Annotated in this window: 25 protein-coding genes; 22 read left to right on the top strand and 3 right to left on the bottom strand. The window is 61.1% G+C overall.

The features are described from left to right. Positions 1-43 precede the first annotated feature (43 nt). The 22 genes from B5F22_RS12045 to B5F22_RS12035 all read left to right on the top strand — a co-directional run bounded on the left by B5F22_RS12045 (position 44) and on the right by B5F22_RS12035 (position 21474). On the top strand, positions 44-586 hold the full coding sequence (locus tag B5F22_RS12045; protein ID WP_158096657.1) for a terminase small subunit: 543 nt from the start codon (positions 44-46) through the stop codon (positions 584-586). Then, positions 576-2093: a PBSX family phage terminase large subunit gene (locus B5F22_RS08120; protein ID WP_158096656.1), complete on the top strand. Its 1518-nt coding sequence runs from the start codon at positions 576-578 to the stop codon at positions 2091-2093. The genes B5F22_RS12045 and B5F22_RS08120 overlap by 11 nt, the downstream gene beginning before the upstream one ends. Positions 2094-2095: 2 nt before the next feature. Beyond that, positions 2096-4156, top strand: a complete 2061-nt coding sequence (locus B5F22_RS08115; protein WP_087392169.1) for a hypothetical protein — start codon at positions 2096-2098, stop codon at positions 4154-4156. Next, positions 4153-4287 (top strand): hypothetical protein, encoded by a 135-nt coding sequence (locus tag B5F22_RS12760; RefSeq protein ID WP_275532481.1) that lies wholly within the window; start codon positions 4153-4155, stop codon positions 4285-4287. Before B5F22_RS08115 ends, B5F22_RS12760 begins: the two co-directional genes overlap by 4 nt. A 75-nt stretch (positions 4288-4362) precedes the next feature. Then, complete coding sequence (locus B5F22_RS08110) at positions 4363-5094, top strand: hypothetical protein (RefSeq protein ID WP_087392168.1); 732 nt, start codon at positions 4363-4365, stop codon at positions 5092-5094. Beyond that, positions 5095-5481 (top strand): hypothetical protein, encoded by a 387-nt coding sequence (locus tag B5F22_RS08105; protein WP_087392167.1) that lies wholly within the window; start codon positions 5095-5097, stop codon positions 5479-5481. Between the two features lie 18 nt (positions 5482-5499). Then, the gene (locus B5F22_RS08100) at positions 5500-6507 is read left to right on the top strand and encodes a hypothetical protein (RefSeq protein WP_087392166.1); all 1008 of its coding nucleotides are present in this window, start codon (positions 5500-5502) and stop codon (positions 6505-6507) included. A 62-nt stretch (positions 6508-6569) separates the two neighbouring features. Further along, positions 6570-6947, top strand: a complete 378-nt coding sequence (locus B5F22_RS08095) for a hypothetical protein (protein ID WP_087369491.1) — start codon at positions 6570-6572, stop codon at positions 6945-6947. A 36-nt stretch (positions 6948-6983) separates the two neighbouring features. Further along, a complete protein-coding gene (locus B5F22_RS08090; RefSeq protein WP_087369492.1) occupies positions 6984-7322 on the top strand; it encodes a hypothetical protein in 339 nt (112 codons plus the stop codon). A 4-nt stretch (positions 7323-7326) separates the two neighbouring features. Beyond that, positions 7327-7578, top strand: coding sequence for a hypothetical protein (locus B5F22_RS08085; RefSeq protein WP_087232249.1), 252 nt, complete (start codon positions 7327-7329; stop codon positions 7576-7578). Beyond that, on the top strand, positions 7565-8554 hold the full coding sequence (locus B5F22_RS08080; RefSeq protein ID WP_087392165.1) for a LysM peptidoglycan-binding domain-containing protein: 990 nt from the start codon (positions 7565-7567) through the stop codon (positions 8552-8554). The genes B5F22_RS08085 and B5F22_RS08080 overlap by 14 nt, the downstream gene beginning before the upstream one ends. Before the next feature lie 78 nt (positions 8555-8632). Further along, positions 8633-9334, top strand: a complete 702-nt coding sequence (locus tag B5F22_RS08075; RefSeq protein ID WP_087392164.1) for a hypothetical protein — start codon at positions 8633-8635, stop codon at positions 9332-9334. A gap of 5 nt (positions 9335-9339) precedes the next feature. Beyond that, positions 9340-11577, top strand: coding sequence for a DUF859 family phage minor structural protein (locus tag B5F22_RS08070; RefSeq protein WP_087392163.1), 2238 nt, complete (start codon positions 9340-9342; stop codon positions 11575-11577). A gap of 8 nt (positions 11578-11585) precedes the next feature. Continuing rightward, positions 11586-11918 (top strand): hypothetical protein, encoded by a 333-nt coding sequence (locus B5F22_RS08065; RefSeq protein ID WP_087392162.1) that lies wholly within the window; start codon positions 11586-11588, stop codon positions 11916-11918. Then, positions 11915-12064, top strand: coding sequence for an XkdX family protein (locus B5F22_RS12040; RefSeq protein ID WP_143482214.1), 150 nt, complete (start codon positions 11915-11917; stop codon positions 12062-12064). Before B5F22_RS08065 ends, B5F22_RS12040 begins: the two co-directional genes overlap by 4 nt. Further along, on the top strand, positions 12039-13667 hold the full coding sequence (locus B5F22_RS08060; RefSeq protein ID WP_143482213.1) for a hypothetical protein: 1629 nt from the start codon (positions 12039-12041) through the stop codon (positions 13665-13667). The genes B5F22_RS12040 and B5F22_RS08060 overlap by 26 nt, the downstream gene beginning before the upstream one ends. Before the next feature lie 14 nt (positions 13668-13681). Beyond that, positions 13682-15136 (top strand): hypothetical protein, encoded by a 1455-nt coding sequence (locus B5F22_RS08055; RefSeq protein ID WP_143482212.1) that lies wholly within the window; start codon positions 13682-13684, stop codon positions 15134-15136. Positions 15137-15322: 186 nt separating this feature from the next. Further along, positions 15323-15850 carry a hypothetical protein gene (locus B5F22_RS08050; RefSeq protein ID WP_143482211.1) on the top strand — a complete coding sequence of 176 codons (528 nt, stop codon included), beginning with the start codon at positions 15323-15325 and terminating at the stop codon, positions 15848-15850. A gap of 99 nt (positions 15851-15949) precedes the next feature. Continuing rightward, positions 15950-17263 carry an alpha-amylase family glycosyl hydrolase gene (locus tag B5F22_RS08045; protein ID WP_087392158.1) on the top strand — a complete coding sequence of 438 codons (1314 nt, stop codon included), beginning with the start codon at positions 15950-15952 and terminating at the stop codon, positions 17261-17263. A gap of 177 nt (positions 17264-17440) precedes the next feature. Next, complete coding sequence (locus B5F22_RS08040; RefSeq protein ID WP_087232275.1) at positions 17441-18211, top strand: polysaccharide deacetylase family protein; 771 nt, start codon at positions 17441-17443, stop codon at positions 18209-18211. 68 nt (positions 18212-18279) lie between these two features. Next, entirely contained in the window at positions 18280-19620 is a 1341-nt protein-coding gene (locus B5F22_RS08035) for an MATE family efflux transporter (protein WP_087392157.1), read from the top strand. Positions 19621-20553: 933 nt separating this feature from the next. After that, complete coding sequence (locus tag B5F22_RS12035) at positions 20554-21474, top strand: hypothetical protein (RefSeq protein WP_143482210.1); 921 nt, start codon at positions 20554-20556, stop codon at positions 21472-21474. Positions 21475-21510: 36 nt separating this feature from the next. On the opposite strand, the gene B5F22_RS12310 is transcribed toward B5F22_RS12035, so the two are convergent. The 3 genes from B5F22_RS12310 to rfbA form a co-directional block, all read right to left on the bottom strand. Then, the gene (locus tag B5F22_RS12310; protein WP_158096655.1) at positions 21511-21666 is read right to left on the bottom strand and encodes a hypothetical protein; all 156 of its coding nucleotides are present in this window, start codon (positions 21664-21666) and stop codon (positions 21511-21513) included. A gap of 348 nt (positions 21667-22014) precedes the next feature. After that, positions 22015-22851 (bottom strand): HAD family hydrolase, encoded by an 837-nt coding sequence (locus B5F22_RS08030; RefSeq protein ID WP_087392156.1) that lies wholly within the window; start codon positions 22849-22851, stop codon positions 22015-22017. A gap of 217 nt (positions 22852-23068) precedes the next feature. After that, a complete protein-coding gene (gene rfbA, locus B5F22_RS08025) occupies positions 23069-23923 on the bottom strand; it encodes a glucose-1-phosphate thymidylyltransferase RfbA (protein ID WP_087392155.1) in 855 nt (284 codons plus the stop codon). Between the last annotated feature and the right edge of the window lie 155 nt (positions 23924-24078).

Here is a 24078-nt window from a genome sequence, read left to right as displayed (position 1 = left end):
GGTTGCTACAATGGGACAAGAAGAACACAAGGGAGGGAAATCTGTGGCTGCCAGACAGCGACAAACCAGCACATCCAAGGCCCTGATGCGTCAGGTACGCCAATACCTGGACTCCATCAGCCGCACCGTGGATGTCACCGAGCTGCAACCCACCGGAGAGGTGGACAAGAAGGGAAATCCCATCTGTGAGAAAAAGCCGGTGTACAACGACCGGGGGGAGATCATCCGCACCCGGGAATATGTGATTCCGCCCACCCTCACCGGCATCTGCCTCCACCTGGGCATCACCCCGGGGAAGTGGAAGCAGTGGTGTGATCACCAGGCCTACCCGGAGTTGGAGGAGGCCACCGAGTGGGTCACCGGGATGTTGCAGGCGTGGAGCGAGGAGCAGCTGCTCACCCGCAAGGACGTGAAGGGGGTGGTGTTCCACCTGCAAAACAACTACGGCTATGCCCAGAAGGTGGAGGTGGAGGCGGGGCCCCAGACCCGGGCGGCCCAGTCCCTCACTACCCAGGAGAAGCTGGCTCTGCTCCAAGAGTTGTGGGAGGAGGGGCAGGGGGAGCTGCCGGAGCACCATGAACCATGACCGACAGGAGGAGGCTCTGCTGTGGTACAAGGGCCTGAAAGAGACCAACAACGACACCTTTCTCCCCCTCTTCTTTGACAAGCACCGGTTTCTGGTGCTGAAAGGGGGCGGCGGCAGCGGCAAGAGCATTTTCGCCGGGCGCAAGGTGTTGGAGCGGGTGACCAGCGAGCCGGGGCACCGGTGGCTGGTGTGCCGCAAGGTGGCCCGCACCCTGCGGGAGAGCTGCTGGGCCCAGCTGGTGGGCCAGATTTCGGACTTCTACCCCGACGCCGGGGCCAAGACCAACAAGTCCGCCATGACCATCACCTTTGCCAATGGCAGCGTCATCCTCTTTGCCGGGCTGGACGACGTGGAGAAGCTGAAATCCATCTTCAACATCACCGGCATCTGGATTGAGGAGGCCTCCGAGCTGGAGGAGGGGGACTTTAACCAGCTGGACATCCGTTTGCGAACGGATTTCAACCAGTATCTCCAGATGATTCTCACCTTCAACCCCATCAGCATCACCCACTGGCTGAAAAAGCGGTTTTTCGACCGGAAAGACCCCCGGGCCACGGTGCACGAGAGCACCTATAAAGACAACCGCTTTCTCACCCCCGAGGCGGTGGCCACCCTGGAGAGCTTCAAAGAGACCGACGAGTACTACTACATGGTCTACTGCCTGGGCCAGTGGGGGGTGACGGGCAAGACCGTGTTCAACGGCAAGGCGGTGGGGGAGCGGCTGCAACACCTGGAGCCCCCGGCAAACGAGGGCCTGTTCGAGTACGACCTGGCCGACGACGGCATCCACCTTGCCAACATCCACTGGGTGGAGGAGAAGGGGGGACCTATCCGCATCTACACACCCCCTCAGCAGGGGCGGCCCTACGTCATCGGCGGGGACACCGCCGGGGACGGCTCCGACTGGTTTGTGGCCCAGGTGCTGGACAACATCACCGGGGTGCAGGTGTGCACCCTCCGCCACCAGTACGACGAGGACACCTATACCCGGCAGCTGTACTGTCTGGGGCTGCACTACAACCGTGCCCTGCTGGCCCCCGAGTGCAACTTCTCCACCTATCCGGTGAAGTTGCTGGGGCTCATGGGCTACCCGAAAATCTACGTCCGGGAGGTGGAGGACTCCTTCGATGGACAAATCCACCACGCCTACGGCTTCCGCACCGACCGCCTCACCCGCCCGGTGATTTTGGCGGAGCTGGTGCGGGTGATGCGGGACCACCTGGGGGGCGTGAACGACCGGGCCACCCTGGAGGAGATGCTCACCTTTGTGCGCAATGAGCAGATGCGCCCCGAGGCGGAGCCGGGGGCCCACGACGACTGTGTCATGGCCCTGGCCATCGCCCACTACGTGCGCCCCCAGCAGTCCATGCGCCTGACCACCCCCCAGCCCGGAGGCACCGCCCGGTGGACCTCGGACATGTGGGAGGACTGGAACCGAGCCAGCCCCGGGGACCGGGAGATGCTGCTGCGGCTGTGGGGCAGGCCCGGTGACAACAAAGGAGGATGAAGATGAAGGCCAAACACCAGAAACAAGCGGGGGAGAAGCTGAAGCTGTGGCAGCAGCGGCTGGCCCTGAGCAATGCCGCCTACTCCGCCGAGTACGCCCGCATGGACCAGCGGGAGCGCATCTACAACGGAGACCATCAGCTGCGGCCCCTGGTGCCCGGAGATACGAGAAGGGACGGGGGCGTGCGCAGCACCAGCCATGTGCGCAACATCGTCTTTGAAAACGTGGAGACCCAGGTGTCCAGCGCCATTCCCCAGCCCAAGGTCACCCCCCGCCGCAGAGAGGACGAGGGGCTGGCCCAGCTGTTGGAGCACTTTTTGCGCAACGAGTTGGAGCGGCTCCCCTTTGCCCAGCTCAACGACCTGGCCGAACGCACCGTCCCCATCCAGGGGGGCGTGGCCTACCTGGTGGAGTGGGACAACCGGGAGCGCACCCACGACACCGTGGGCACCCAGGTGGTGCGCATGCTCCACCCCAAGCAGCTGGCCCCCCAGCCTGGGGTGTTCACTTCCATTCAGGACATGGATTGGGTGATTGTGAAAATCCCCACCACCCGGGACGCCATCTTCCGGGAGTACGGCATCTGGGTGGAGGAGGACGGGGAGTCCGAGCCCGCCGTGCGAGGTGTGGACGGCGTGAACGCCGTGGAGGACGCCCTCACCCGGTATGTGGGCTATGAGAAGAACGCCCAGGGGGGCGTGAATCGGTACTGCTGGGTCAACGACACCCCGCTGGAGGACCTGGAGGACTACCAGGCCCGGCGGCAGCCCGTGTGTAAGCAGTGCGGCCGGGTTCGGCCCCTGCCCGGACAGCTCATCCAACAGCCCGCCACGGCACCCAACCAAGACCAGGGGGAGCTGCTGCGCCAGGAGGCGGGGCAGATGCTGGCCCAGACCTTGGCCCAGGAGGCCATGGCCGGGGGCGGCGGCCTGGACAGCCTGCCCGTGGAGCCGGACCAGAGTCAGGCACCCCGGGAGTACCAGGGGGGCGGTTGCCCCTGGTGCGGCTGTGAGGAGTTTGAAGACCAGGTGCAGGAGTATGAGCAGGTGCTGCTGCCCATCACCACCGGGAAGGGGTTGTCCATCCCCGGGGCCACCCCCGATCTGGACCAGGAGGGCAACCCGGTAATGCGCCCCACCCTCATCCCCTTCTACAAGCCGGGGGTGTTCCCCATCGTCTTGCAGCGCAGCGTGTCCGTGTACGGCCAGCTGCTGGGCAACTCGGATGTGGACATGATCGCCGACCAGCAAAACACCATCAACCGCCTGGAGCAGAAGATCATTGACCGCCTGGTGAAGGCGGGCACCCGCATCACCCTGCCCGACAACGCCTCGCTGCGGGTGGACAGCCAGGACGGGGAGCGGTGGTACATCGGCTCGGCGGCGGACAAGGCCATGATTGGGGTATACGACTTCAAGGGGGACCTGGAGTACGAGCTGCTGTACCTGGCCAACGTCTACGAGGAGGCTCGTCAAATTCTGGGCATCACCGACTCCTTCCAGGGCCGGGCGGACTCCACGGCCACCAGCGGCAAGGCCAAGGAGTTCTCCGCCGCCCAGGCCGCCGGACGGCTGGAGAGCAAGCGGGTGATGAAAAACAAGGCCTATGCCGACCTGTTCCGCATGATGTTCGAGTTCTGGCTGGCCTACGGTGACGAGCCCCGGCCCGTCACCTACCAGGACGCCCAGGGCCACACCCAGTACGAGCAGTTCAACCGCTACGACTTCCTGGAACAGGACTCCGACGGCCAGTACTACTGGAACGATCAGTTCCTCTTCTCGGTGGACACCACCGACACCCTGGCCAGCAACCGGGAGGCCATGTGGCAGGAGACGAGGCAGAACCTGCAAAATGGGGCCTTCGGCGACCCGGCGGCCACCGAGACCCTCATTCTATTCTGGACCAAGATGGAGCAGCTGCACTACCCCGGGGCTGGAGACACCAAGCAGGCCCTGGAACAGCGGGCGCAGCGGGAGGCCCAGATGGGACAATCACAACGACAACTCACGCAAGGCGACAGCGGGAACATGCCAGACCAGATGAGAAGGGAGGGAACGGCATGAAGGAGCAGAAGGGCTACATCGGCCGGATTCAGAACACCGGCACCCAGGTGGTAAAGGCGCCCTGCCAGACCACCGCCACCAAGACCGGCACCGTACACACCGGCAAGGACCTGAGACAGGGCAAGGAGTAACGCCGAAAAACCAAACCAATACGCAGGGATAGCGGGAACATCCCACGGCCCCACGGGGGCAGGAAGGAACGAGATATGGAAGTCAACGAGCAGCAAGTGTATGAGGCTTTGGGAGTGGAGCAGCCCGCCCAGGAGCAGGCACCCCAGGAGACGGAGCAGCCCCAGGCCCAGCCCCCTCAGGGGGAGATGAGCCTGGAGCAGCGGCGGGAGAACGCCGCCCGGCGGCGGCGGGCGGAGACCCGGGCCGCCATCCAGGAGGCGGTGGAGGCCGAGCGCAGCCATACCCGCCAGGATGTGGAGCAGGTGCTCCGAGATGCGGCCCTGAAAAACCCCGCCGACGGCACCCCCATCACCAACCTGGAGCAGTACCGGGCCTTCAAGCAGGCCCAGCAGGCCCAGCAGGCCAAGCTCGCCCCTCGGCCCCAGGCCAACCCGGCAATGGAGGCCCAGGTGGCCGCCGAGCTGGCCCAGATTCGCCAGCTCAACCCCAACATTCGCTCGGTGGGCGATCTGCTCACCATGCCCCGGGCGAAGGAGTTTTACCAGCTGGTGAAGCGGGGCAACTCCTTTGTGGACGCCTACAAGCTGGCCCACTACGACCAGCTCACCCAGCAGGCAGCCGCCGCCGCCCGCCAGCAGGCCCAGAACCTGGCACGCAGCAAGGGGCACCTCATCGCCGCCGCCCAGCGGGGCAAAGGGGCCGCCACCGTGCCCGCCCCGGAGATGGATTTGTTCCGGGCCTTCAACCCCCAGGCCAGTGAAGCGGCCATTCAGGCCTATTACAACAAATATCAGGGAGGAAAGTAAATGTTTGTACCCGTGAAAAGCAACACCGGGGCCATGCTGCCCTGGGAATACCTGGGCGCAGCCGCCGACACCTATCAGGCGGGCCAGATGCTCACCGTCACCGGCGGCAAGCTGACCAAGCTCAGCGCAGCCTCCACCACCACGCCCCCCTATCTGTGCATGGCGGACGTCACCGCCGCCGATGGCCAGGTCATCCCCGTCACCCGGGTGGAGGGGGCCTTCCTCTATGAGACCACCCTGTCTGCCGTCACCGCCGAGGCAAAGCCCGGCGTAAAGGTACAGGTGGCCGAGGACGGCCTCACGGTGTCCCAGGGCGCTGGCAACTTCGAGCTGGTGGACGTGGAGGGCACCCAGAAGGGTGACACCGTCCGGGGCAGATTTGTGTAAAGGAGGATAACCAACCCCATGAAAATCATTTTCTCTGAAGGCTCCGGCCTCAACGACAGCATTTACGGCAAGTGTCAGGCCCCCATCCGCATGTTCCTGGAGCAGCGGGGGGAGCAGTTTGAGCGTCAGTCTGTGCTCAAGGACCTGTTCCTCATGGGCAAGAGCGAGAACTACGGTGACCTGATGACCACCATGACCGCCATGAGCGGCTTTGAGCCCGTGGGCGAAAACGGCGCCTATCCCCTGGACGGCATGCAGGAGGGCTACCAGAAGCTGCTGGTGTACGACACCTGGAAGGACTCCTTCTCCATCTCCGCCGAGATGATGGAGGACTCCAAGGTCATGGACATGAAGAAGCAGCCCGCCGCCTTCATCACCAGCTACAACCGCACCCGGGAGCTGTTCGGCGCGGCCCTGTACGGCGGCGCCATCTCCGGCAAGGACAAGATCACCTATAAGGGCCGGGAGTTTGACATCAAGAGCGCCGACGGCGTGTCCATGTTCCACACCGCCCACCCCGCCAAGGTCTCCGGCGACACCCAGGCCAACAAGTTCAGCGACGCCTTCTCCGCCGACGCCCTGGGCAAGATGGAGACTGCCATGCACCTGTTCCGGGGTGACAACGACGAGATTCTGGACGTGGCCCCCGACACCATCCTCATCCCCGAGGTGGGCAGCCTGAAAAAGGAGGTCTTTGCCGCCATCGGTGCGGACAAGGAGCCCACCACCTCCAACAACGCCTTCAACTACCAGTATGGCCGCTGGAACGTCATCGTCTGGAGCTACCTCAACCAGTTTGTGGACCTGTCTGAGGGGAACGCCCCCTGGATTCTGCTGGACAGCAAGTACAACCAGACCTACGGCGGCGCGGTGTGGAATGACCGGGTGCAGCTGGCGGTGCGCTCCACCGTGGACGAGAACACCGATGCCAATGTCTGGCGTGGCCGCAGCCGCTTCAACGCCACCTTCAACGACTGGCGCTTTGCCGCTGTGGGCGGCATTGACAGCGGCACCGAGCTGCCCTAATGATGGACATCCCCGCCCCGGCACAAGGGCCGGGGCGGGGGGAGAAGAGAGGAGGTTTGACCATGGCAGACGCCAACCGGTTTCCCACCGCCCAGGAGGTGGTGGACCAGGCGGACCTGCTCAGCCCCAACCAGTACAGCCAGGAGCAGAAGCTCCAGTGGCTGGGCGAGCTGGAGGGGCGCATCTATCTGGACGTGAAGCTGGCCTCGGAGCAGGAGCTGGAGCAGGTGTGGCAGAGCTGGCCGGGGACCCTCACGGTGGGCTGGCCCCACAGCGATGTGTACCTGCACTGGCTGCTGGCCAAGCTCCACCAGGCCAACGGGGAGCTGGAGCTGTATCAAAACCGCATGGAGAGCTTTAACACCAGCTATCAAAACTACGTCAACTGGTACATCCGCACCTACGACCCCGCCCACACCTCGGATGCAGCGGGTGCATGAGGGGCAGAACCGACCGATGTACAGGAGTGACAGGACATGAGCGGGGAGGAAGTGCTGGGAGCTGTGATGGCTGCCCTGGTGGGGGGCAGCGGCATCACCGGGCTGGCGGTGGGCTACCTCAAGCGGTACCTGGACCGACGGCTGGAACAGGGGGAGCAGGAGGCCCAGCAGCGCCAGGAGCATCGCCAGCGGCGGCAGGAGGTGGAGGACCAGCTGCACCACGCCTATGGCCGGTGCATATTCTGGCTTAACCACGCTGTGACCAAACCGCCCCCCAACGGAGAGTTGGCCCAGGCCATGGAGGAGCTGACCCAGGCGGAAGAGGCCAAGAAAAAGCTGGATCGAGAGATTCTAGCCGCGTACGAGAAGGAGTGAAGCAGTGAACACTGTGTTGCAAAAGCTGTCCAGCCGCAAGCTGTGGACTGCTCTGGCGGGCATTGCCGCCGGACTGGCCCTGGCCTTCGGACTGGACCAGGAGGCGGTGGCCAGCACAGCGGGGGCTGTGGTGTCGGTGGTATCGGTGGTGACGTACATCGTCACCGAGGGCCGCATTGACGCCGCAGCGGTGAAAACAGCCATTGAAGATGTGCAGGAAGCTGTGGAGGAGGTAACCACCATTGAGACTGATTAAGTGTATGTTGACCGCCAACGACTGCTACAAGGCCGGGCGGACCATTACCCCCAAGGGGGTCATGGTCCATTCCACCGGGGCCAACAACCCCCTGGTGGCCCGGTACGTGCAGCCGGTGGAGGGACAGAGCAATGAGGCCCAGTTGAAGGCGGAGATCGGCGGAAACCGCAACGCCAACGACTGGAATAATCCGGGGCTGGATGTGTGCACCCACGCCTTTGTGGGCAAGCTGGCCGACGGCGGCGTGGGCACCGTCCAGACTCTGCCCTGGAACCACCGGGGCTGGCACGCCGGCACCGGCACCTCCGGGGGCAGCGCCAACAACACCCACATTGCCTTTGAGATCTGTGAGGACGACCTCACCGACGAGGGCTATTTCCGCAAGGTCTACCAGGAGGCGGTGGAGCTCACTGCCATGCTGTGCAAGACCTACAACCTCAACCCCCTGGCCGACGGGGTGGTGATCTGCCACTCCGAGGGCTACCGGCGAGGGGTGGCCAGCAACCACGCCGATGTGATGCACTGGTTCCCCAAGTTTGGTAAGTCCATGGACACCTTCCGGGCCGATGTGTCCAAGGCCATGACCCCTGCCCAGGTCAAGCCCCAGCCCCCGGTGTCCGGCAAGACCTACACGGTGGTGAAGGGGGACACCCTCAGCGAGATTGCCCAGAAGTATGGAACCACCGTGGACACCCTGGCGCAATTAAACGGCATCAAGGACCCCAACCTCATTGTGGTGGGGCAGGTGCTCAAGCTGCCCGGTTCCACCACCGGGTTCACCCCCTACACTGTGAAGGTGACGGTGACCGAGCTGCGCATTCGCAGCGGCCCCGGCACCGACACCCAGGCTCAGGGATTCATCGAGCCCGGGGTGTACACCATTGTGGAGGAGGCGGACGGCCCTGGAGCCAAGCGCTGGGGCAAGCTGAAGTCCGGCGCAGGCTGGATTAGCCTGGACTACGCCGAGAAGGTGTAACCGCCCCGGCAGGAGCACAACACAGGGCGCCGCCGCTTCCACGGCGGCGCCCTGTTTGAGAAAGGAGGCGTGGAAAGCATGCCAGCCAACTGGCTGTACATGGACGCCAAATTCCCCGACTTTGACGGGGACATATCCACAGAGGACAAGCTGGCCCAGGTGCAAAACTACCTCTATCTGCTGGTGGAACAGATGCGCTACACCATGCAGAATCTGGACACCACCAACCTCAACCAGACCGCCCTCAATGTCTGGGAGGAGGCCATCACAAAGCCCCTCTATCTGCTGCTGGAGGGGGAGGGGGAGCGGCTGACCCAGCTGTCTGTCACCGCCGATGGCCTCACCGCCCTGGTGCAGTCCCAGCAACAGCAGGTCCAGGAGGTCAAGGACGCCCAGTCCGATACTCAGGAGACCGTGGAGGGCCTGGAGGAGTCCCTGGCCCAGGTCTCCAGCCGGGTGGAGCTGGCCCTGACCTCGGACCAGGTGGAGATCGCCATTGAGAAGAAGCTGGCTCAAGGGGTGGACAGCGTCACCACCAAAACTGGGTTCACCTTTGACGATGAGGGTCTGACGGTGAGCAAGACGGGCAGCGAGATGACCACCCAGGTCACCGAGGACGGCATGACGGTCAGCCGCAGCGGCACCCAGGTGCTGGTGGTGGACAACCAGGGAGTGGAGGCCACCAATCTCCATGCCAAGACCTTCCTGATTCTGGCGGGGAAGGCCCGATTGGAACCCTACGGAGCGGACCGCATGGGCTGCTTCTGGATTGGAGGATAGCACACATGGCACTACAGACGAAAACTTACACCCAGAGTTCCAATACCTTCACCCTGGAGCTCACCCTGGTGGAGCAGTCCACCAGCACCGCTGGGAACACCTCCACCCTCTCCTACACCCTCAAGCTCAAGTCCACCACCAAAAACTTCGCCCAGTACGGGGTGGGGGCGGCGGTGAAGCTGGACAACCAGACGGTGGCGGTGCGGGACCGGGGGTCTGCCCCGAAAATTACCCTGGGGACCTACTCGGAGGTGACCTTGCTGTCCGGGACCCGGACCGTGGCCCACCAGAGCGACGGCTCCAAAGTCATGGCCCTGGCTTACTCCTTGGATATGGCTTCGGCCAGCTACACCCCCGGGCCCATGAGCGGGTCGGGTACCATGACCCTCACCCAAATCCCCCGGGGGGCCACCATCACCAGCGCCCCCAACTTCACCGACGAGGACGACCCGGTGGTGAAGGTGAGCAATCCCGCCGGGGTGTCCGTCCAGCTGGGCATTTTCAAGGATAGCACCCACGCCCTGGCGGACTATCGCACCATCTCCGGCACCTCCTACACCTTCCGCCTGACCCTGGCGGAGCGGGAGGCCATGCGCCGGGTGGACACCACGAAAAACACCGCCCAGGTGCGCTTTTACGTCAAGAGCACCGTGGGGGGTCAGACTTTTATCACCTATCTCACCCGCACCCTTACCATCCAAACCCCCGCCCCCACCCTGAACCCCACGGTGGAGGACGTGAACCCTACGACCCTGGCCCTCACCGGAGAGAGCGGGAACCTGGTGAAGTACCATTCCCAGGTGGCGGTGAAAACCGGGGCCCAGGCGGTGAAGGGGGCCTCTCTGGTCCGGCAGTCCGTCACCTGCGGCAGCCACACCCTCACCGGAGACGGCACCCTGGAGGGGGTGGAGTCGGGGACCATCGTGGTCTCTGCCACCGACAGCCGAGGCAACACCACCGCCAAGACGGTGGAGCGGAAGCTGGTGGGGTATGTGCGCCTGTCCTGCACCCTGGGCCAGGGGACCCCGGATGCATCGGGCCGTTACGATTTGGAGGTAGCCGGGGCATGCTATTACGGCTCCTTTGGCGAGGCTGACAACACCCTGACGGTGGAGTACCGCTACCGGGCCCAGGGGACGGAAGCCTGGGGGGCTTGGACGGCGGTGGACCGGACCACGCCCATGGGCTTTACCTATGTGGCCCACGCCACGGTGGAGGGGCTGGACTACCAGACCGCCTACGAGTTCCAGGCCCGGGCCACCGACGCCCTGGAACAGGTGGAGAGTGGGGTGCAGGTGGTGAAGGCCAGCCCCGGCTTCGACTGGGGAAAGGACGACTTCGCCTTCCACATTCCGGTGTACATCCAGGGGGTGAAGGTCACCCCGGATGTGGGGCAGAACCTGCTCATCAACCCCTGTTTCACCGTCAACCAGCGGGGCAGCACCACCTACACCATCACCAAGCCTACCTACACCCTGGACGGCTGGAAGACCAGCGGGGACACCACCGCCGGGGAGGTGGTGGTGGGCCAGAACTACGCCAAGCTCACCAACACCTCGGGCACCTTAGGGCTAGGCCAGTTTGTGGAGGACTATGGGGCCTTGGCCGGGGAGACGGTGACCCTGTCCATGGCGGTGGATATCCTCTCGGGCAGCTACCACCTGGGCCTCAACGACGGCACAGGACAGGCGGGAGAAGTGCTCTCCCAGAAGGGCTTGCAGGTGTACGCCCTCACCGTTACCCTGTCGGACAGCCCTTCCCAGCTGTGGTGCCAGCTCATCAGCGAGGGGGCGGCCTCCTGCCGCATCTTCGGGGCCAAGCTGGAGGTGGGGGACCACCAGACCCTGGCCATCCAGGGGAAGGATGGCGCTTGGCAGTTGACCCAGCAGCCCGACCCGGAGGAAATTCTCCGCTGTTACCGCTACCAGTACGTGCCGGTGGAGGGGGACACCAGCTACCCTCTGGGGTATGGCTTTGCCTTCAGCACCAGTTCCGCCCGTATGGTGTTCCCCTGCGGGGTGAAGATGCGTCTGGCCCCCAGTGTGACCTTTTTAAACGGCTCCGCCCTGTCCGGCATCGGCATCTTCAACAACGGAGCCTCCCACACCCCCACGGCTGTGGCCGGGACCCGGAACCTGCCCGGCGGGGTGGGGGTCATCTTCACCACCAGCGGGCTGGTGACCAATGACGTGTGTACCCTGCGCAGCATCAGTGGAAAACTACTGTTTGACGCCAATTTGTGAGGTGAATTATGGAAGAATATAGCGTATACGTACAAGTCAACCCGGGCAGCTGTGTGGTGGCGCTGACCTCCTCCGCCTTGCTTACCCACACGGAAGGGTGGGTGGAAGTGGAGCGGGGACCTGGAGACCGCTGCCACCACCCCCAGAGCAACTATTTGCCGCTCCCCCTGTACACCGACGAGGGTGTACCCCGGTACAAGCTGGTGGAAGGAGTCATTGTGGAGCGCACCTTGGAAGAGCTGGAGGCCGATCTGGCGGGGATGGTGGAGCCCGTGACCCCGCTGGAGCAGCTGCGGGCCGACGTGGACTTTCTGGCCGCCTTGCAGGGGGTAGTGTTATGACCATTCTGGATTTGGCCAAGCGTTACTACCCCCGGCTGTGGGATGACCGCCGCCTGGATATGCTGGTGGCGGCGGGGCAGCTGACCCAGCAAGAGGTGGAGGAAGTGAAGGAGGGAGCCCATGAGACTGCCGGCGATGGCCTATGACATCGGCATGACCGCCACCAGCCAGACCGCCTTTGGCGGCCTGGACCACACCCCGGGAGCGGGGGACGGGGCGGTGTACCAGATGAAAAACCTCACCGGGGCGGACTATCCCCTCCTGGCCAGCCGCCCGCCCCGGTGGAAGGTGGCCACACTGACACAGCCCGGGGGCCTCTTTCCCCGGGGGACACTGTGCTGGGTGGCCCAGGGTGGATTTTGGTACCAGGGGGAGCGAAAAGGGGATGTAAGCCAGGGGGAGAAGACCTTTGCCGCCCTGGGCTCCTATCTGCTCATCTTTCCCGACAAGGTCTACTACAACACCCAGACCGGGGTGTTCGGCTCTCTGGAGTCTAAATGGACGGGGGCGGGGCTGTCCTTCCAAAACGGCACCCTCTATGGGCAGGAGGCCCAGGCCAACACCATCCAGGCCCAGGGGGTCAACTGGACGGACTACTTTCAAAAGGGAGACGCCGTGACCATCTCCGGCTGCGCCACCCACGCCGAGAACAACAAAAGCCTCATCATCCGGGACATTCAGGACGACAAGCTGGTGTTTTACGAGTACTCCTTCACCCTGGACGGGGAGAAGGGGGACGAGGCCTACACAGAAGAGGGGGAGGTGACCCTCACCCGTACCGTCCCCGACCTGGACTACGTGTGTGAAAACGAGAACCGGGTGTGGGGGTGCAAGGACAACACCATCTACTGCTCCAAGCTGGGAGACCCCTTCAACTGGAACGTGTTTGACGGCCTGGCCACCGATGCCTACGCTGTGGACACCGGCTCGGCGGGAAACTTCACCGGGTGCATCTCCTATTTGGGCTACCCCGTCTTCTTCAAAGAGGACCACATCTACAAGGTCTACGGTACCATGCCCTCCAACTTCCAGGTCATGGGCACCGAGACCCTGGGGGTGATGGAGGGGTGTGGCAAGAGCCTGGCTGCGGCGGGGGAAGTGCTGTTTTATCTGTCCCGGGGCGGGGTGATGGCCTACTCCGGCAGCGTGCCCCAGTGCATTAGCCGCACCCTGGGGGACCTGGCGGTGGGCAACGCCGTGGCAGGGGCCGACGGGCTGCGATACTACCTCTCCGCCCAGGGAGCGGGGGAGGGGTGGAGTCTGCTGGTGTACGACACCCAGACCAAGCTGTGGCACCGAGAGGACGACACCCATGCCACCCACTTTGCCGCCAGCGGCGGGACGCTGTACCTGCTCAACGAGGCCGGAGAGATCTGGACGGTGGGAGAGACCGCCCAGCCCTCGGAAGGAGCCCAGCAGGAGGAAGCGGTGGAGTGGGAGGCGGAGTTTGCCGACTTCACCGACGGGAGCCCGGACAAAAAGGGACTGTTCCGTCTCCATATCCGCCTGGAGGTGGAGGAAGGGGGGCAGGTCCAGGCCTGGGTGCAGGTGGACAGCGATGGGACCTGGCTGCCCATGGGCCAACCCATCGGCCCCACCCCCAAGCGCAGCTTCCAGCTGCCCATAGTGCCCCGCCGGGGGGACCATTACCGGCTCCGCCTCACCGGCACCGGGAGGTGCCGCATCTACAGCATCACCAGAGAGCGGTACGGCGGCGGAGGGTACAACGCCACCCCGGGCCGTACCTAATGGAGGGAGAGAACATGGCATACACCTATAGCGACTTTTTGAAAAAGGCCCAGGCCACCAACACTCTGAAGGACTTTGACCCTGACGAGCTGCGTCTGGCCCAGCCCTACCCGGAGTACGGCATTGCGGCGGCCAGTTTGAAGGCGGAGGCCAACTCCGCCACCACCAGCGCCCAGCGGGCCATTGCCAACGAGGCGGCGGCCCAGCTCAAGGCAAGCTACAACGGCTTTACGGGAAGTTATCAGGATGAAATCGACGACATTCTGGACCAGCTGGACAAGTACCCCGACTTCTCCTATGACGAGGAGGCTCCGGAGTACGACAACAAGTACGAGGAGGAGCAGGACGCCATTCTGGACCAGATCGGCAAGTATCCCGACTTCTCCTGGGACCAGGAGGCCCCCACTTACACCAACCCCTATGAAGAGCTGCAAAAGGAGCTGCTGGATAAGCTGCTCAACCGGGAGGACTTCACCTGGAGCACCGACACCGACCCGGTGTTCGGAGAGTACCAGAAGCAGTACCTGCGGGAGGGGGAGCGGGCCACCGCCAATGCTCTGGCCCAGGCGGCGGCTGCCTCGGGGGGCCAGACTTCCAGCTACGCCGCCACAGCGGCGTCCCAGGCGGGAAACTACTACGCCTCCCAGCTCAGTGACATGATTCCCGAGCTGTACAACCAGGCCTACCAGCGGTATTTGAGCGAATATGAGCAGCTGGCCAACGATCTGGGAGTGGTGAACACCCAGCAGCAGTTGGACTACAAGGAGTATCTGGACCGGCTGGGACAGTACAACACAGACAAAAACTTTGCCTATCAGCAGTATTTGGATGACTACAACAAGCTCTTGAGCTACCTGGACGCCGTCAACGGCCAGGAGCAGATGGACTACCAGGAGTACAAGGACAAGCTGGGTCAGTTCAATGTGGACAAGGAGTTTGCCTACCAGCAGTATCTGGACAACTACAACCAGCTGCAAAGCTACCTGGAGGGTCTGCAAAAGGCCAACGACTCCGAGTACCAGCAGTATGTGGACCAGCTGGATTGGGAGCGAGAACAGCAGCAGCAGGCCCAGAAGGCGGCCCAGACCCAGGTGGACGGCATTTTGCAGGCGGGTGTGATGCCTTCCTCCGACCTGATTGCCAAGTCCGGGTACACCCAGGAGTATGTCAACGCCATGCTCCAGTACTACCGCCAGAAGGCCGCTGCGGCCTATCGCAGCAGCGGCAGCGGTGGCAGCAGCAAGAGCTCCGGTTCCACCGTCACAAAGGTCAACGGTTCCAAGCCGGGGCCCAACTCCAATACGTCTAACCTGGTGTCGGTGCCCCAGTACGGCGAGATGGCCGTGGCAGACGCCGAGCGGCTGGTGCAGGCGGGACTGCTCCGCCGCACCGGGTTCGACAAGAACGGAAAGCCCACCTACATTGCCACCGCCAAAAAGCCCGACCAGTACATCCCCATGACTCGATAACCGTGACAACAAAGACCTCTTCCAGGCGAATTTACCTGGAAGAGGTCTTTGTCATGCCATCAGGCGCGGCGCTTATCCTTGGCGCACAGGACAAGCAGGGTTTTTGGTTGTCAGTGTTGCCCGAATGGTGACAAACCGTCTGTATTTCAATGTAAATTTATCCAGTTGCTTGTATCAGGAACGGATATGCGGATGGCGTTGGAGCAGTCGGTGGGTTCCTACGTGGAGGGGGCCAAGTGCCAGTACGGCGTGCTGGAGGTCCGCCAGATGCCGGAGGAATACCTGATTGCCTCCCCCACCCGGTATACCAAGATGCCGGACGAGGAGACCTTTTTGCGCACCTTTCGCAACCATTTGAAGTACTGTGAGCAGAAGGAGCTGAGCACCCGGTTGCAGGCGGGGGAGATCATCCCCCTGGAGCGGGCCAGACGCCGCTGCTTTGTGGAGAGCCATTATTTCAATCCGGTGCAGGGACGGGTGGAGGACGAGCGGCTGTACATCAAGCCCGCGGGAGAGTATGCGGTGTACTACCACCAGGGAGAACTGGAGGACTTGGAGGTGGCCTTCCATCTCTTTGTGGACGAGGTGGAGCGTCAGGGGTATCGGCTGTGTGGCGATGTGTACGAAGACGACCTGGTGGAAGAGCTGATTTTGTCCCAAACTGGGCTCAGTGTGGCCCGTTTGACCGCCCGAGTGGAGAGAGCCGATCGGTGACAAAGACGGGCGGTTTTATTTGACCTGTGCCCGGCAGGCGGGTATAATAACAGGGTAAGAATACCTGCTGCCAAGGCAGAGAACAGGGAGGACGACCATATGTGGTTTGACCAATCAGTCATCTATCAGATCTACCCGCTGGGGCTGTGTGGCGCGCCGGAGGACAACGATGGCGTGGGGGAGAGCCGAATTTTGCGCCTGCTGGACTGGGTGGAGCACATCAAAAAGCTGGGGGCGGACACCGTACTCTTCAACCCGGTGTTTGAAAGCGACCGCCACGGCTATGATACCCGGGATTATTTCCAGTTGGACTGCCGCCTGGGCACCAACGAGGACTTCGCCCAGGTGTGTGACGCGTTCCATCAGGCCGGTATCCGGGTGATGCTGGACGGGGTGTTCAACCACGTGGGCCGTGGGTTCTGGGCCTTCCGGGACGTGCAGGAAAAGCGGTGGGACAGCCCCTATAAGGACTGGTTCCGCATCGACTTCAACGGAAACTCCCACTACAACGACGGCTTCTGGTACGCCGACTGGGAGGGCCACGGGGAACTGGTGAAGCTGAATCTGGACAACCCGGCGGTGGTGGAGCACCAGTTTGAGGCCATCCGCGCCTGGGTGGACCAGTTTGACATTGACGGGCTGCGCCTGGACGTGGCCTACTGCCTGCCCCAGCACTACCTGCGCCGCCTGCGGGAGTTTACCTCCTCCCTGAAGCCGGACTTCGCCCTCATGGGTGAGACCCTCCACGGGGACTACAAGCAGTGGATGGCCCCGGACATGTGCCACTCGGTGACCAACTACGAGTGTTACAAGGGGCTGTGGTCCAGCTTCAACTCCATGAATCTCTTTGAAATCGGCCACTCTCTGGCCCGCCAGTTTGGACCCGAGCCCTGGACCATGTACAAGGGGGCCCATCTGCTCTCCTTCCTGGACAACCACGACGTCACCCGCATTGCCAGCCAGCTCACCAACAAGGAGCACCTGGCCCCCGCCTATGCCCTGATGTTCGGCATGCCCGGGGTACCTGCGGTGTACTACGGCAGTGAGTGGGGCCTGGAGGGCAAGAAGGAGTCCTGGGGCGACGCTCCCCTGCGCCCCGCCCTGGAGAAGCCGGAGTGGAACGACCTCACCGATTGGATTTCCAAGCTGGCCCGTGCCAAGCGGGAGAGTCAGGCCCTATGCTACGGCGGCTACCGCAACGTGGTGCTCACCAACCGTCAGCTCATCTTTGAGCGGGCTGTGGAGGGAGAGCGGGTGCTGGTGGCCATCAACGCCGACGACCAGCCCTACACTGCCCACTTTGACGCCGGGTGTGGCCAGGCCGTGGACCTCATCACAGGCCAGCTCCACGACTTCGGCGGCGGCAGCCAGCTGCCCCCCTACTGCGCCTACTTCTGGAAGATGGAGCGATAAAGGCAAAGCCTTTCTCGAACATGCAAGCATTGGGCTTTATATTTGTGTAAAATCATTCATTTTCGTTTTTGACAGTATGACCGCCCGGGCTACCCTGGAAAGGGAGACCGGGCGGTTCTGTTTTTCCACAGCGGACCATACACTGGGGTGAAACAGCCGTGGAAAGGGGAGCGCCTTATGAGAATCTTGGTGTTGCGCCGCCGCATTCTGGCGGGGGTGGGTCTGGTGCTGGCGGCGGTGGCCATCCTGCGCCTGGTCAGCCACCCCAAGGTGGTGGGAGCCTCTGCCACCACCCGACAGCTGCCGGTGTACTGTGTCCAGGCGGACTATCCGGTGGTGTCCCTGTCCTTTGATGCGGCCTGGGGCAACGAGGACACCCAGACCCTCATTGACATCCTGGACAAATACCAGGTGAAGGCCACCTTCTTTGTGGTGGGGGAGTGGGTGGACAAATACCCGGAGTCGGTGAAGGCCCTCCACGAGGCGGGGCATGAGATCATGAGCCATTCCGACGACCACGCCCACTTCAACAGCCTCACCCCAGAGCAGATCAAGGAGAATCTCACCACCTGCGGGGAGAAAATTGAGGCCATCACCGGGGAATTTCCCACTCTGTTCCGCTGTCCCTACGGGGAGTACGACGACCATGTGATCACCACCGTGCGCAGCATGGGCATCCAGCCCATACAGTGGGACGTGGACAGCCTGGATTGGAAGGATATCTCTGCCTCGGAGATCACCCAGCGGGTCACCAGCCGGGTGGGGCCGGGGAGCATTGTCCTCTTCCACAATGCTGCCCTCCACACCCCCGAGGCTTTGCCCACCATCATTGAGACCCTGCTCCAGGAGGGGTATACCTTCCTGCCCATCTCCCAGCTGGTCCTCCCGGGGGAGTACGGGGAGGACTATACCATCGACCACGCCGGGCGGCAGTGTCCTGTCTCCTGACTGCGGTTGTACCACTCCCACCCTTTGTGGTAGAATGGTAGGCAAACGAGAGAGAAAGCCGGGAGAGAATGAGACAAGATTTGACCACGGGCCCGGTGACCCGGACCATGCTGCTCTTTGCCCTGCCTATGATTTTGGGCAACATCCTACAGCAGTGCTACAACTTGGCGGATACCTGGATTGTAGGGCGGTTTATCAGCACCGACGCTTTGGGGGCTGTGGGCAGCGCCTACACCCTGATGACCTTTTTGACCTCCCTGATTTTGGGCATGTGTATGGGGGCCGGGGCGCTGTTCTCCATCAGCTATGGCGGGAAAGACCTGCGCCGGCTGGGGGAGTACATCGCCTCTGCCTTTGTGCTCATTGTGGGGCTGACGGTGGTGCTCACCGGGGTGTCCTACGGCCTGTTGCCCTCCATTTTGCGGTGGATGAGCACGCCGGAGGACGTGTACGCCATGATGTATGCCTATGTCCAGGTGATCTTGGTGGGACTGCCCTTCATCTTCCTCTACAACTATTTCGCCTTCCTCCTGCGGGCGGTGGGAAACTCCCTGGTGCCGCTGGTGTTTTTGGGGGTGAGCACGGTGCTGAACATCGGCCTGGATGTGCTGCTGGTGGCGGTCATCCCCTGCGGCGTGGCGGGAGCTGCGGCGGCCACCGTCATTGCCCAGGGAGTGGCGGGGGTGGGCATCGCCATCTATACCCTGCTGCGGGAGCCGCTGCTGCGCCAGGGGCTGCGGGTGCGAGGCCGGGCTGCGGCGGAGATTTTCGCCTATGCCTCCACCACCGGGGCCCAGCAGTCGGTGATGAACTTCGGCATTCTCATGGTGCAGGGGCTGGTCAACAGCTTTGGCACCGCCGTCATGGCCGCCTTTGCCGCCGGGGTGAAAATTGACACCCTGGCCTACATGCCCGCCCAGGAGTTTGGAAATGCCTATTCCATCTTCATCTCCCAGAACTACGGAGCGGGCCGGGGAGAGCGCATCCGGGCGGGCACCAAAAGTGCCGTGGCCCTGGTGCTGGGCTTTTGCGCCCTGGTCTCCGCCCTGGTGTGGGTGCTGGCTCCTCAGCTCATGGGCATCTTTATCCCGCCCCACCAGGCCCAGTCTCTGGCGGTGGGGGTGGGATACCTGCGCATTGAGGGGGCCTGTTATGTGGGCATCGGGGTGCTGTTTTTGCTCTACGGCTATTTCCGGGCCGTGGCTCAGCCCCGTATCTCCCTGCTGCTGACGGTGATCTCCCTGGGCACCCGGGTGCTCCTGGCCTACTCCTGTGCCCCCTGGTTTGGGGTGGAGGCCATCTGGTGGGCTATCCCCATCGGCTGGGCACTGGCGGACTTGGTGGGGGGCGGGTTGGTCCAGCGGGTTCAGATTTTACGACCGTTGAGTGGTGGTACCACAGGCGTTTGAGAGCCAGTCACAGGGCTCCCTCCGGGAGGGAGCTGTCTGCGTGAGCAGACTGAGGGAGCATGCGGGCGGCTGTACCGCCAAATTTTCACACGGCATAGACCTTTGCCAGGATTTTCGACCACATCGGTACGCACCGCCCATTGCGTCAAAGCCCTTTGGCTGTTTCTACAGGCTCCCTCCGTCATGGCTACGCCATGCCACCTCCCTCCCTGAGGGAGGCTTTTTGGTCTGGAAAAGCCATGTAAATCGCCAATTCCCTTGGGTTGCTGGCGTAGGGGAGGGGCTTGCCCCTCCCGAATCTCCCAGGGCAATGCCAGGGAGACAGCGGGCCGGGCAAGCCACGGCCCCTACCACAGCGTAACAAGGAAGTGCGGCAATGGATCCCGGCGGCGGGAACGCCGCCTTTCCGGGGTAGGCCCGGACGTGGAAACCACAGAGGTTTAGGGTTAGCTGCCCAGTGTGGCCTGGTGTGGTGGAAAAAACAGGGGCCACAGCAAGGGTGACAGGCCGAATTTAGACTTGACGCAAGCCCAGCCTGTTCATACTGCGTTTGCAGCACCTGCCTCATCTCATCGTCGGCGTCACGTACCCGCTTACACGCCTGGTCCGGGGTCTTGAGCCACACCACATCCCCCTCCCAGCCATACATGGGCGATCTCATAGGTCGCGCCATACTGACTGTAGTAGTATGTATTCCTCTGCCCTGTCTCCACTTCTGTAAAAAGTCAAATATCTATCCTCTCATATGAGCATGATACTGGTTGGTTAAAACTAATTTTTGTGAATCAACAGTTATTAGCATTGACGTATTGTGTAGTTTATATTAGAATATACTTGTATATTTTGTGCAATGTGGATAAGCACAAGCAGAGGAGAGGGTTCCAATGGGCCAGGAGATTAATATTGATTTGAAATACATAAGGAGGGTTTACTGTGGCTAGAAAAAGGTTTTTATCATCCATTCTTCTCATTGGAATGCTTTTCGCAATGTCAACTGTTGCTTTTGCCACTAATGATGCCCCAGATATGCCAGCCGAACCTGCGGCATACTCCGTAACAACAAATGAGTACGATATTTACACTCATTCAAGAAGGCTCTCCAACAAAGAACTTAGTAATCAAGGAATGTCAGAAACTCATATAAATTTAATTAAATCGGATGCAATTGAGAATGAACTCCTGGAACGAGCTTCTTTGCCAGCCTCTGAACTCTCAGATATGGGATATAGTAGTAGCCAAATTACAATTCTAAAGAATTACAATGGAGAACCCATTGAAAATAAACCTGAACTGCGTGGGGTTTTTGCTGATATGACAGCAAAATTTTATAAAGAAGTTGCAAGTTCAGTAACTCTTAAAGTGCGAGTGTACTGGGAGTGGTCAAATGTCCCTCTTCTTGCCGGAGAACCAATTATTGATTTAATGGCTATTCGTTGGCAAGGCACTAATACCAATGGTCAATCAATCAATCTAGCCTTCTACTCTGCGACTTCTTATGCAAACGCAAATTATTATAGCCGCTCAGGAGAATATAAATACAGTAACCGGCTCACTATTGTTTGCGATTCTCCCTATGACCATGCATACGCCAAAGTTCCCGTTGGCTCTGGAGACTCGGACCAATATGGAGCGTATTATGCCAAGACCGGCAATTTTTATGTTCAAGTAATGCGCACTGGAACCGATTACATCAAAGAAGCTGCCTTTGTATTTGCATATGGTCATACAGTTGTCGGCGTATCACCATCCCTTTCACTCCCTGTTTCGTTTGGTATCGGATTTAGTGTTGGAACAGAAAAAATGGTGGAAATGGCTATTAGAATGAGTAATACAGGACATATAACCGAATACTAAACAGCATAAAATAACAAGAGGGGGATACCCCTCTTGTTATTTGTGCTTATGCCGAATTGTGTACAAAAGAACTGCGCCAATAAAAGCGATTCCCACAATACCCCCTATTCCTGGAAGATTAAATCTAATTCCAACTGTCACCTCAGCTGAAATAGAGAATATAATCGTCAAAATAAAAATTAACACTTCCATACTCTTCCTCTTTTCTATATCAAACTCTATCTTTAATGAACTTTATTCGCATCAAATGTATTAAAAATCTTCTTTTACCCAATATGACAGCAAAAATATGAAAAACTTCTTCTCTCTTATCCGCTTTCCATTCTAACACTGTTTCCACATAGGCTCTGCCAAGAGAGTAGACTAGGGTGCATATTATCATCAACTAGGTGAAAAAACATGATTCACACATCCGCTGGAAACCTACTGCGTTCCCCGTTATCGCACCCCATGTTATGTTTACTGTAACATTATACTTTTATGATGTCAACACAATATAAGTGATATTGATTTTGCAACAGACCCTTTGATGCAGGGGTTTCACTTATTGAGAATATACCGCTCAATGGCAAGGGCGGCCCCGTCCTGGTCATAGGGCAGGGTGACGGCGTCCGCCGCCGCCTGGATGTGGGGGGCGGCGTTGCCCATGGCCACCGAGAACCCGGCGGCCTGGAGCATGGACAGGTCGTTGCCGCTGTCCCCGATGGCCATGACGTGGGCGGGGTCGATATCCAGCAGCCCGCACACCTCCCGCAGGGCGTTGCCCTTGGTGCTCTGGGTGTGGGCGATCTCAATGGTGTGGGGCCCGGACCAGAAGTGATTGAGGGGCAGGGCGTCCAGCCGGGCACAGACCTGGTCCCGGAGGGGATCGGGGATGTGGGGGAGGTTGATCTTGTCGATATTCAGCTCTGGCGTGTGGGCGGTGCGGACGAGGTCGTCCACCACCACGCCCCGCTTGCCCAGCACCACATCCAGGTGGTAGCCGATGAACTCCCGGTAGGGCTGCTCCATGTCCCAGCTCTCCTGGGTCAGGTACATGTGGCCCTGGGCGGACAGCTCCACGGGGAAGTGGTATTCTCCCGCCAGCTCCACCACCGCCTGAGCCACTTCGGGGGGGATGTAGTGGCCACGCAGCAGCTCTCCGGTGGCAATGCGGCGAATCTCGCCGCCGTTGCACAAAATGCACAGGTTTTCCCATGCCGCTCCCGTCTGCACCGGAGGCGGGAGGAGAAAGTGCTGCCGTCCGGTGGTGGGCACGATGGCCACCCCTTTGGCGTGGGCCTCCGCCAGAGCCTGGTGGAGACGGGGGGTAAAGCTCAGGTGGTCGGCTTGCAGGGACGTGCCGTCCAAATCCATGGCGAGAAGTTGAATATCCATTGGTTGAACCTCCTTACAACGGGGAAAGGGCGATGGTGAAACCGGGCGAAATAGCCTGTATCTTCCACCAGAATAGCCCCCATGTTTCCGGTTGTCAACGGGGCGGCGGCCAACTCTTGGTTCCGCACAGTTCCACAAACCCCTGCCCTGGTGGAGATGTCAAAAAAATTCCCTTTGGCTCAGGCCAAAGGGAATTTTTTATCTTGATAGTTTGGGCTTACAGGGACAGCAGGTGCTGACCGTACTCGGTCATGGACAGCTCCTGGCCCAGCTGTTGCAGCTGGTCGTGGGAGATCCAGCCCTCCCGGTAGGCGATTTCTTCAATGACGCCCACATAGTGGTCCTGGCCCTGCAGGTCGTGGATGGTCTGGGCGGCCTGGAGCATGCTGCCGGCGTTGCCAGCGTCCAGCCACACGTAGTTGTCCTCCATGGGCACCACCTGGAGCTGGCCCTGGTGCAGATACGCCAGATTTACGTCGGTGATCTCCAGCTCGCCCCGGGCGGAGGGGGTGAGGTTGGCGGCGATGTCCATGGCCTGTCCGTCGTAGAAGTACAGGCCGGGCACGATGTAGTTGGACTTGGGGTTCTGGGGCTTCTCCTCAATGGAGATAGCCTTGCCGTTCTCATCGAACTCCACCACGCCGAAGGGGCGGGGGTCGTCCACGTAGCAGCCGAAGACGGTGGCGCCCTGGTTGTTGTCAGCGGCCTGCTTCAAAAGCTGCTGGAAGTTGGGGGACCAGAAGATGTTGTCGCCCAGCACCAGGCACACGTCGTCCCCGTCCACGAAGTCACGGCCAATGAGCAGGGCGTCAGCAATGCCACGGGCCACAGGCTGCACGGTGTACTGGATGTTCATGCCCAGCTGGGAGCCGTCCCCCAGCAGAGCGGCGAAGGTGTCCACCTCTCCGGGGGGCACAATCACCAGCACGTCACGGATGCCGGCCTGCATCAGCACGGCCAGGGGATAATAGATCAGCGGCTTGTCGTAGACAGGCAGCAGGGGTTTGCAGACGGGTCGGGTCATCGGATAGAGACGGGTGCCCCGTCCGGCAGCCAAGATAATACCCTTCATAATTCCTACCTCCATGCCCTATGGGCGTATTTAGTAAAATTCTAGTCGCAAGAGTCGGGTATAGTATACCGAATACCGGGCAAAAAGTCAATGAAGGGGGAGAAATGTCGCCGAACAAAGATTTCCCAGTATGTGTTAACCATATCTTAATACTT

The sequence above is a fragment of the Pseudoflavonifractor sp. An187 genome (genome assembly GCF_002160275.1).
Classification (GTDB): domain Bacteria; phylum Bacillota; class Clostridia; order Oscillospirales; family Oscillospiraceae; genus Enterenecus; species Enterenecus faecium.
Note: the sequence above shows the minus strand (reverse complement) of the source record. Positions and strands in the feature narration are given on the sequence as shown.

Bases quoted from the DNA above. Each gene is read 5' to 3' on its own strand.
- B5F22_RS12040 (WP_143482214.1), top strand. From the start codon at position 11,915: ATGACCATTCTGGATTTGGCCAAGCGTTACTACCCCCGGCTGTGGGAT.
- B5F22_RS08100 (WP_087392166.1), top strand. From the start codon at position 5,500: ATGAAAATCATTTTCTCTGAAGGCTCCGGCCTCAACGACAGCATTTAC.
- B5F22_RS12310 (WP_158096655.1), bottom strand. From the start codon at position 21,666: ATGGAAGTGTTAATTTTTATTTTGACGATTATATTCTCTATTTCAGCT.
- B5F22_RS08035 (WP_087392157.1), top strand. From the start codon at position 18,280: ATGAGACAAGATTTGACCACGGGCCCGGTGACCCGGACCATGCTGCTC.
- B5F22_RS08095 (WP_087369491.1), top strand. From the start codon at position 6,570: ATGGCAGACGCCAACCGGTTTCCCACCGCCCAGGAGGTGGTGGACCAG.
- B5F22_RS08045 (WP_087392158.1), top strand. From the start codon at position 15,950: ATGTGGTTTGACCAATCAGTCATCTATCAGATCTACCCGCTGGGGCTG.
- B5F22_RS08105 (WP_087392167.1), top strand. From the start codon at position 5,095: ATGTTTGTACCCGTGAAAAGCAACACCGGGGCCATGCTGCCCTGGGAA.
- B5F22_RS08075 (WP_087392164.1), top strand. From the start codon at position 8,633: ATGCCAGCCAACTGGCTGTACATGGACGCCAAATTCCCCGACTTTGAC.
- B5F22_RS08065 (WP_087392162.1), top strand. From the start codon at position 11,586: ATGGAAGAATATAGCGTATACGTACAAGTCAACCCGGGCAGCTGTGTG.
- B5F22_RS08030 (WP_087392156.1), bottom strand. From the start codon at position 22,851: ATGGATATTCAACTTCTCGCCATGGATTTGGACGGCACGTCCCTGCAA.
- B5F22_RS12760 (WP_275532481.1), top strand. From the start codon at position 4,153: ATGAAGGAGCAGAAGGGCTACATCGGCCGGATTCAGAACACCGGCACC.
- B5F22_RS08090 (WP_087369492.1), top strand. From the start codon at position 6,984: ATGAGCGGGGAGGAAGTGCTGGGAGCTGTGATGGCTGCCCTGGTGGGG.
- B5F22_RS08110 (WP_087392168.1), top strand. From the start codon at position 4,363: ATGGAAGTCAACGAGCAGCAAGTGTATGAGGCTTTGGGAGTGGAGCAG.
- B5F22_RS08120 (WP_158096656.1), top strand. From the start codon at position 576: ATGAACCATGACCGACAGGAGGAGGCTCTGCTGTGGTACAAGGGCCTG.
- B5F22_RS08050 (WP_143482211.1), top strand. From the start codon at position 15,323: ATGCGGATGGCGTTGGAGCAGTCGGTGGGTTCCTACGTGGAGGGGGCC.
- rfbA (WP_087392155.1), bottom strand. From the start codon at position 23,923: ATGAAGGGTATTATCTTGGCTGCCGGACGGGGCACCCGTCTCTATCCG.
- B5F22_RS08070 (WP_087392163.1), top strand. From the start codon at position 9,340: ATGGCACTACAGACGAAAACTTACACCCAGAGTTCCAATACCTTCACC.
- B5F22_RS08040 (WP_087232275.1), top strand. From the start codon at position 17,441: ATGAGAATCTTGGTGTTGCGCCGCCGCATTCTGGCGGGGGTGGGTCTG.
- B5F22_RS08060 (WP_143482213.1), top strand. From the start codon at position 12,039: ATGAGACTGCCGGCGATGGCCTATGACATCGGCATGACCGCCACCAGC.
- B5F22_RS08055 (WP_143482212.1), top strand. From the start codon at position 13,682: ATGGCATACACCTATAGCGACTTTTTGAAAAAGGCCCAGGCCACCAAC.
- B5F22_RS08115 (WP_087392169.1), top strand. From the start codon at position 2,096: ATGAAGGCCAAACACCAGAAACAAGCGGGGGAGAAGCTGAAGCTGTGG.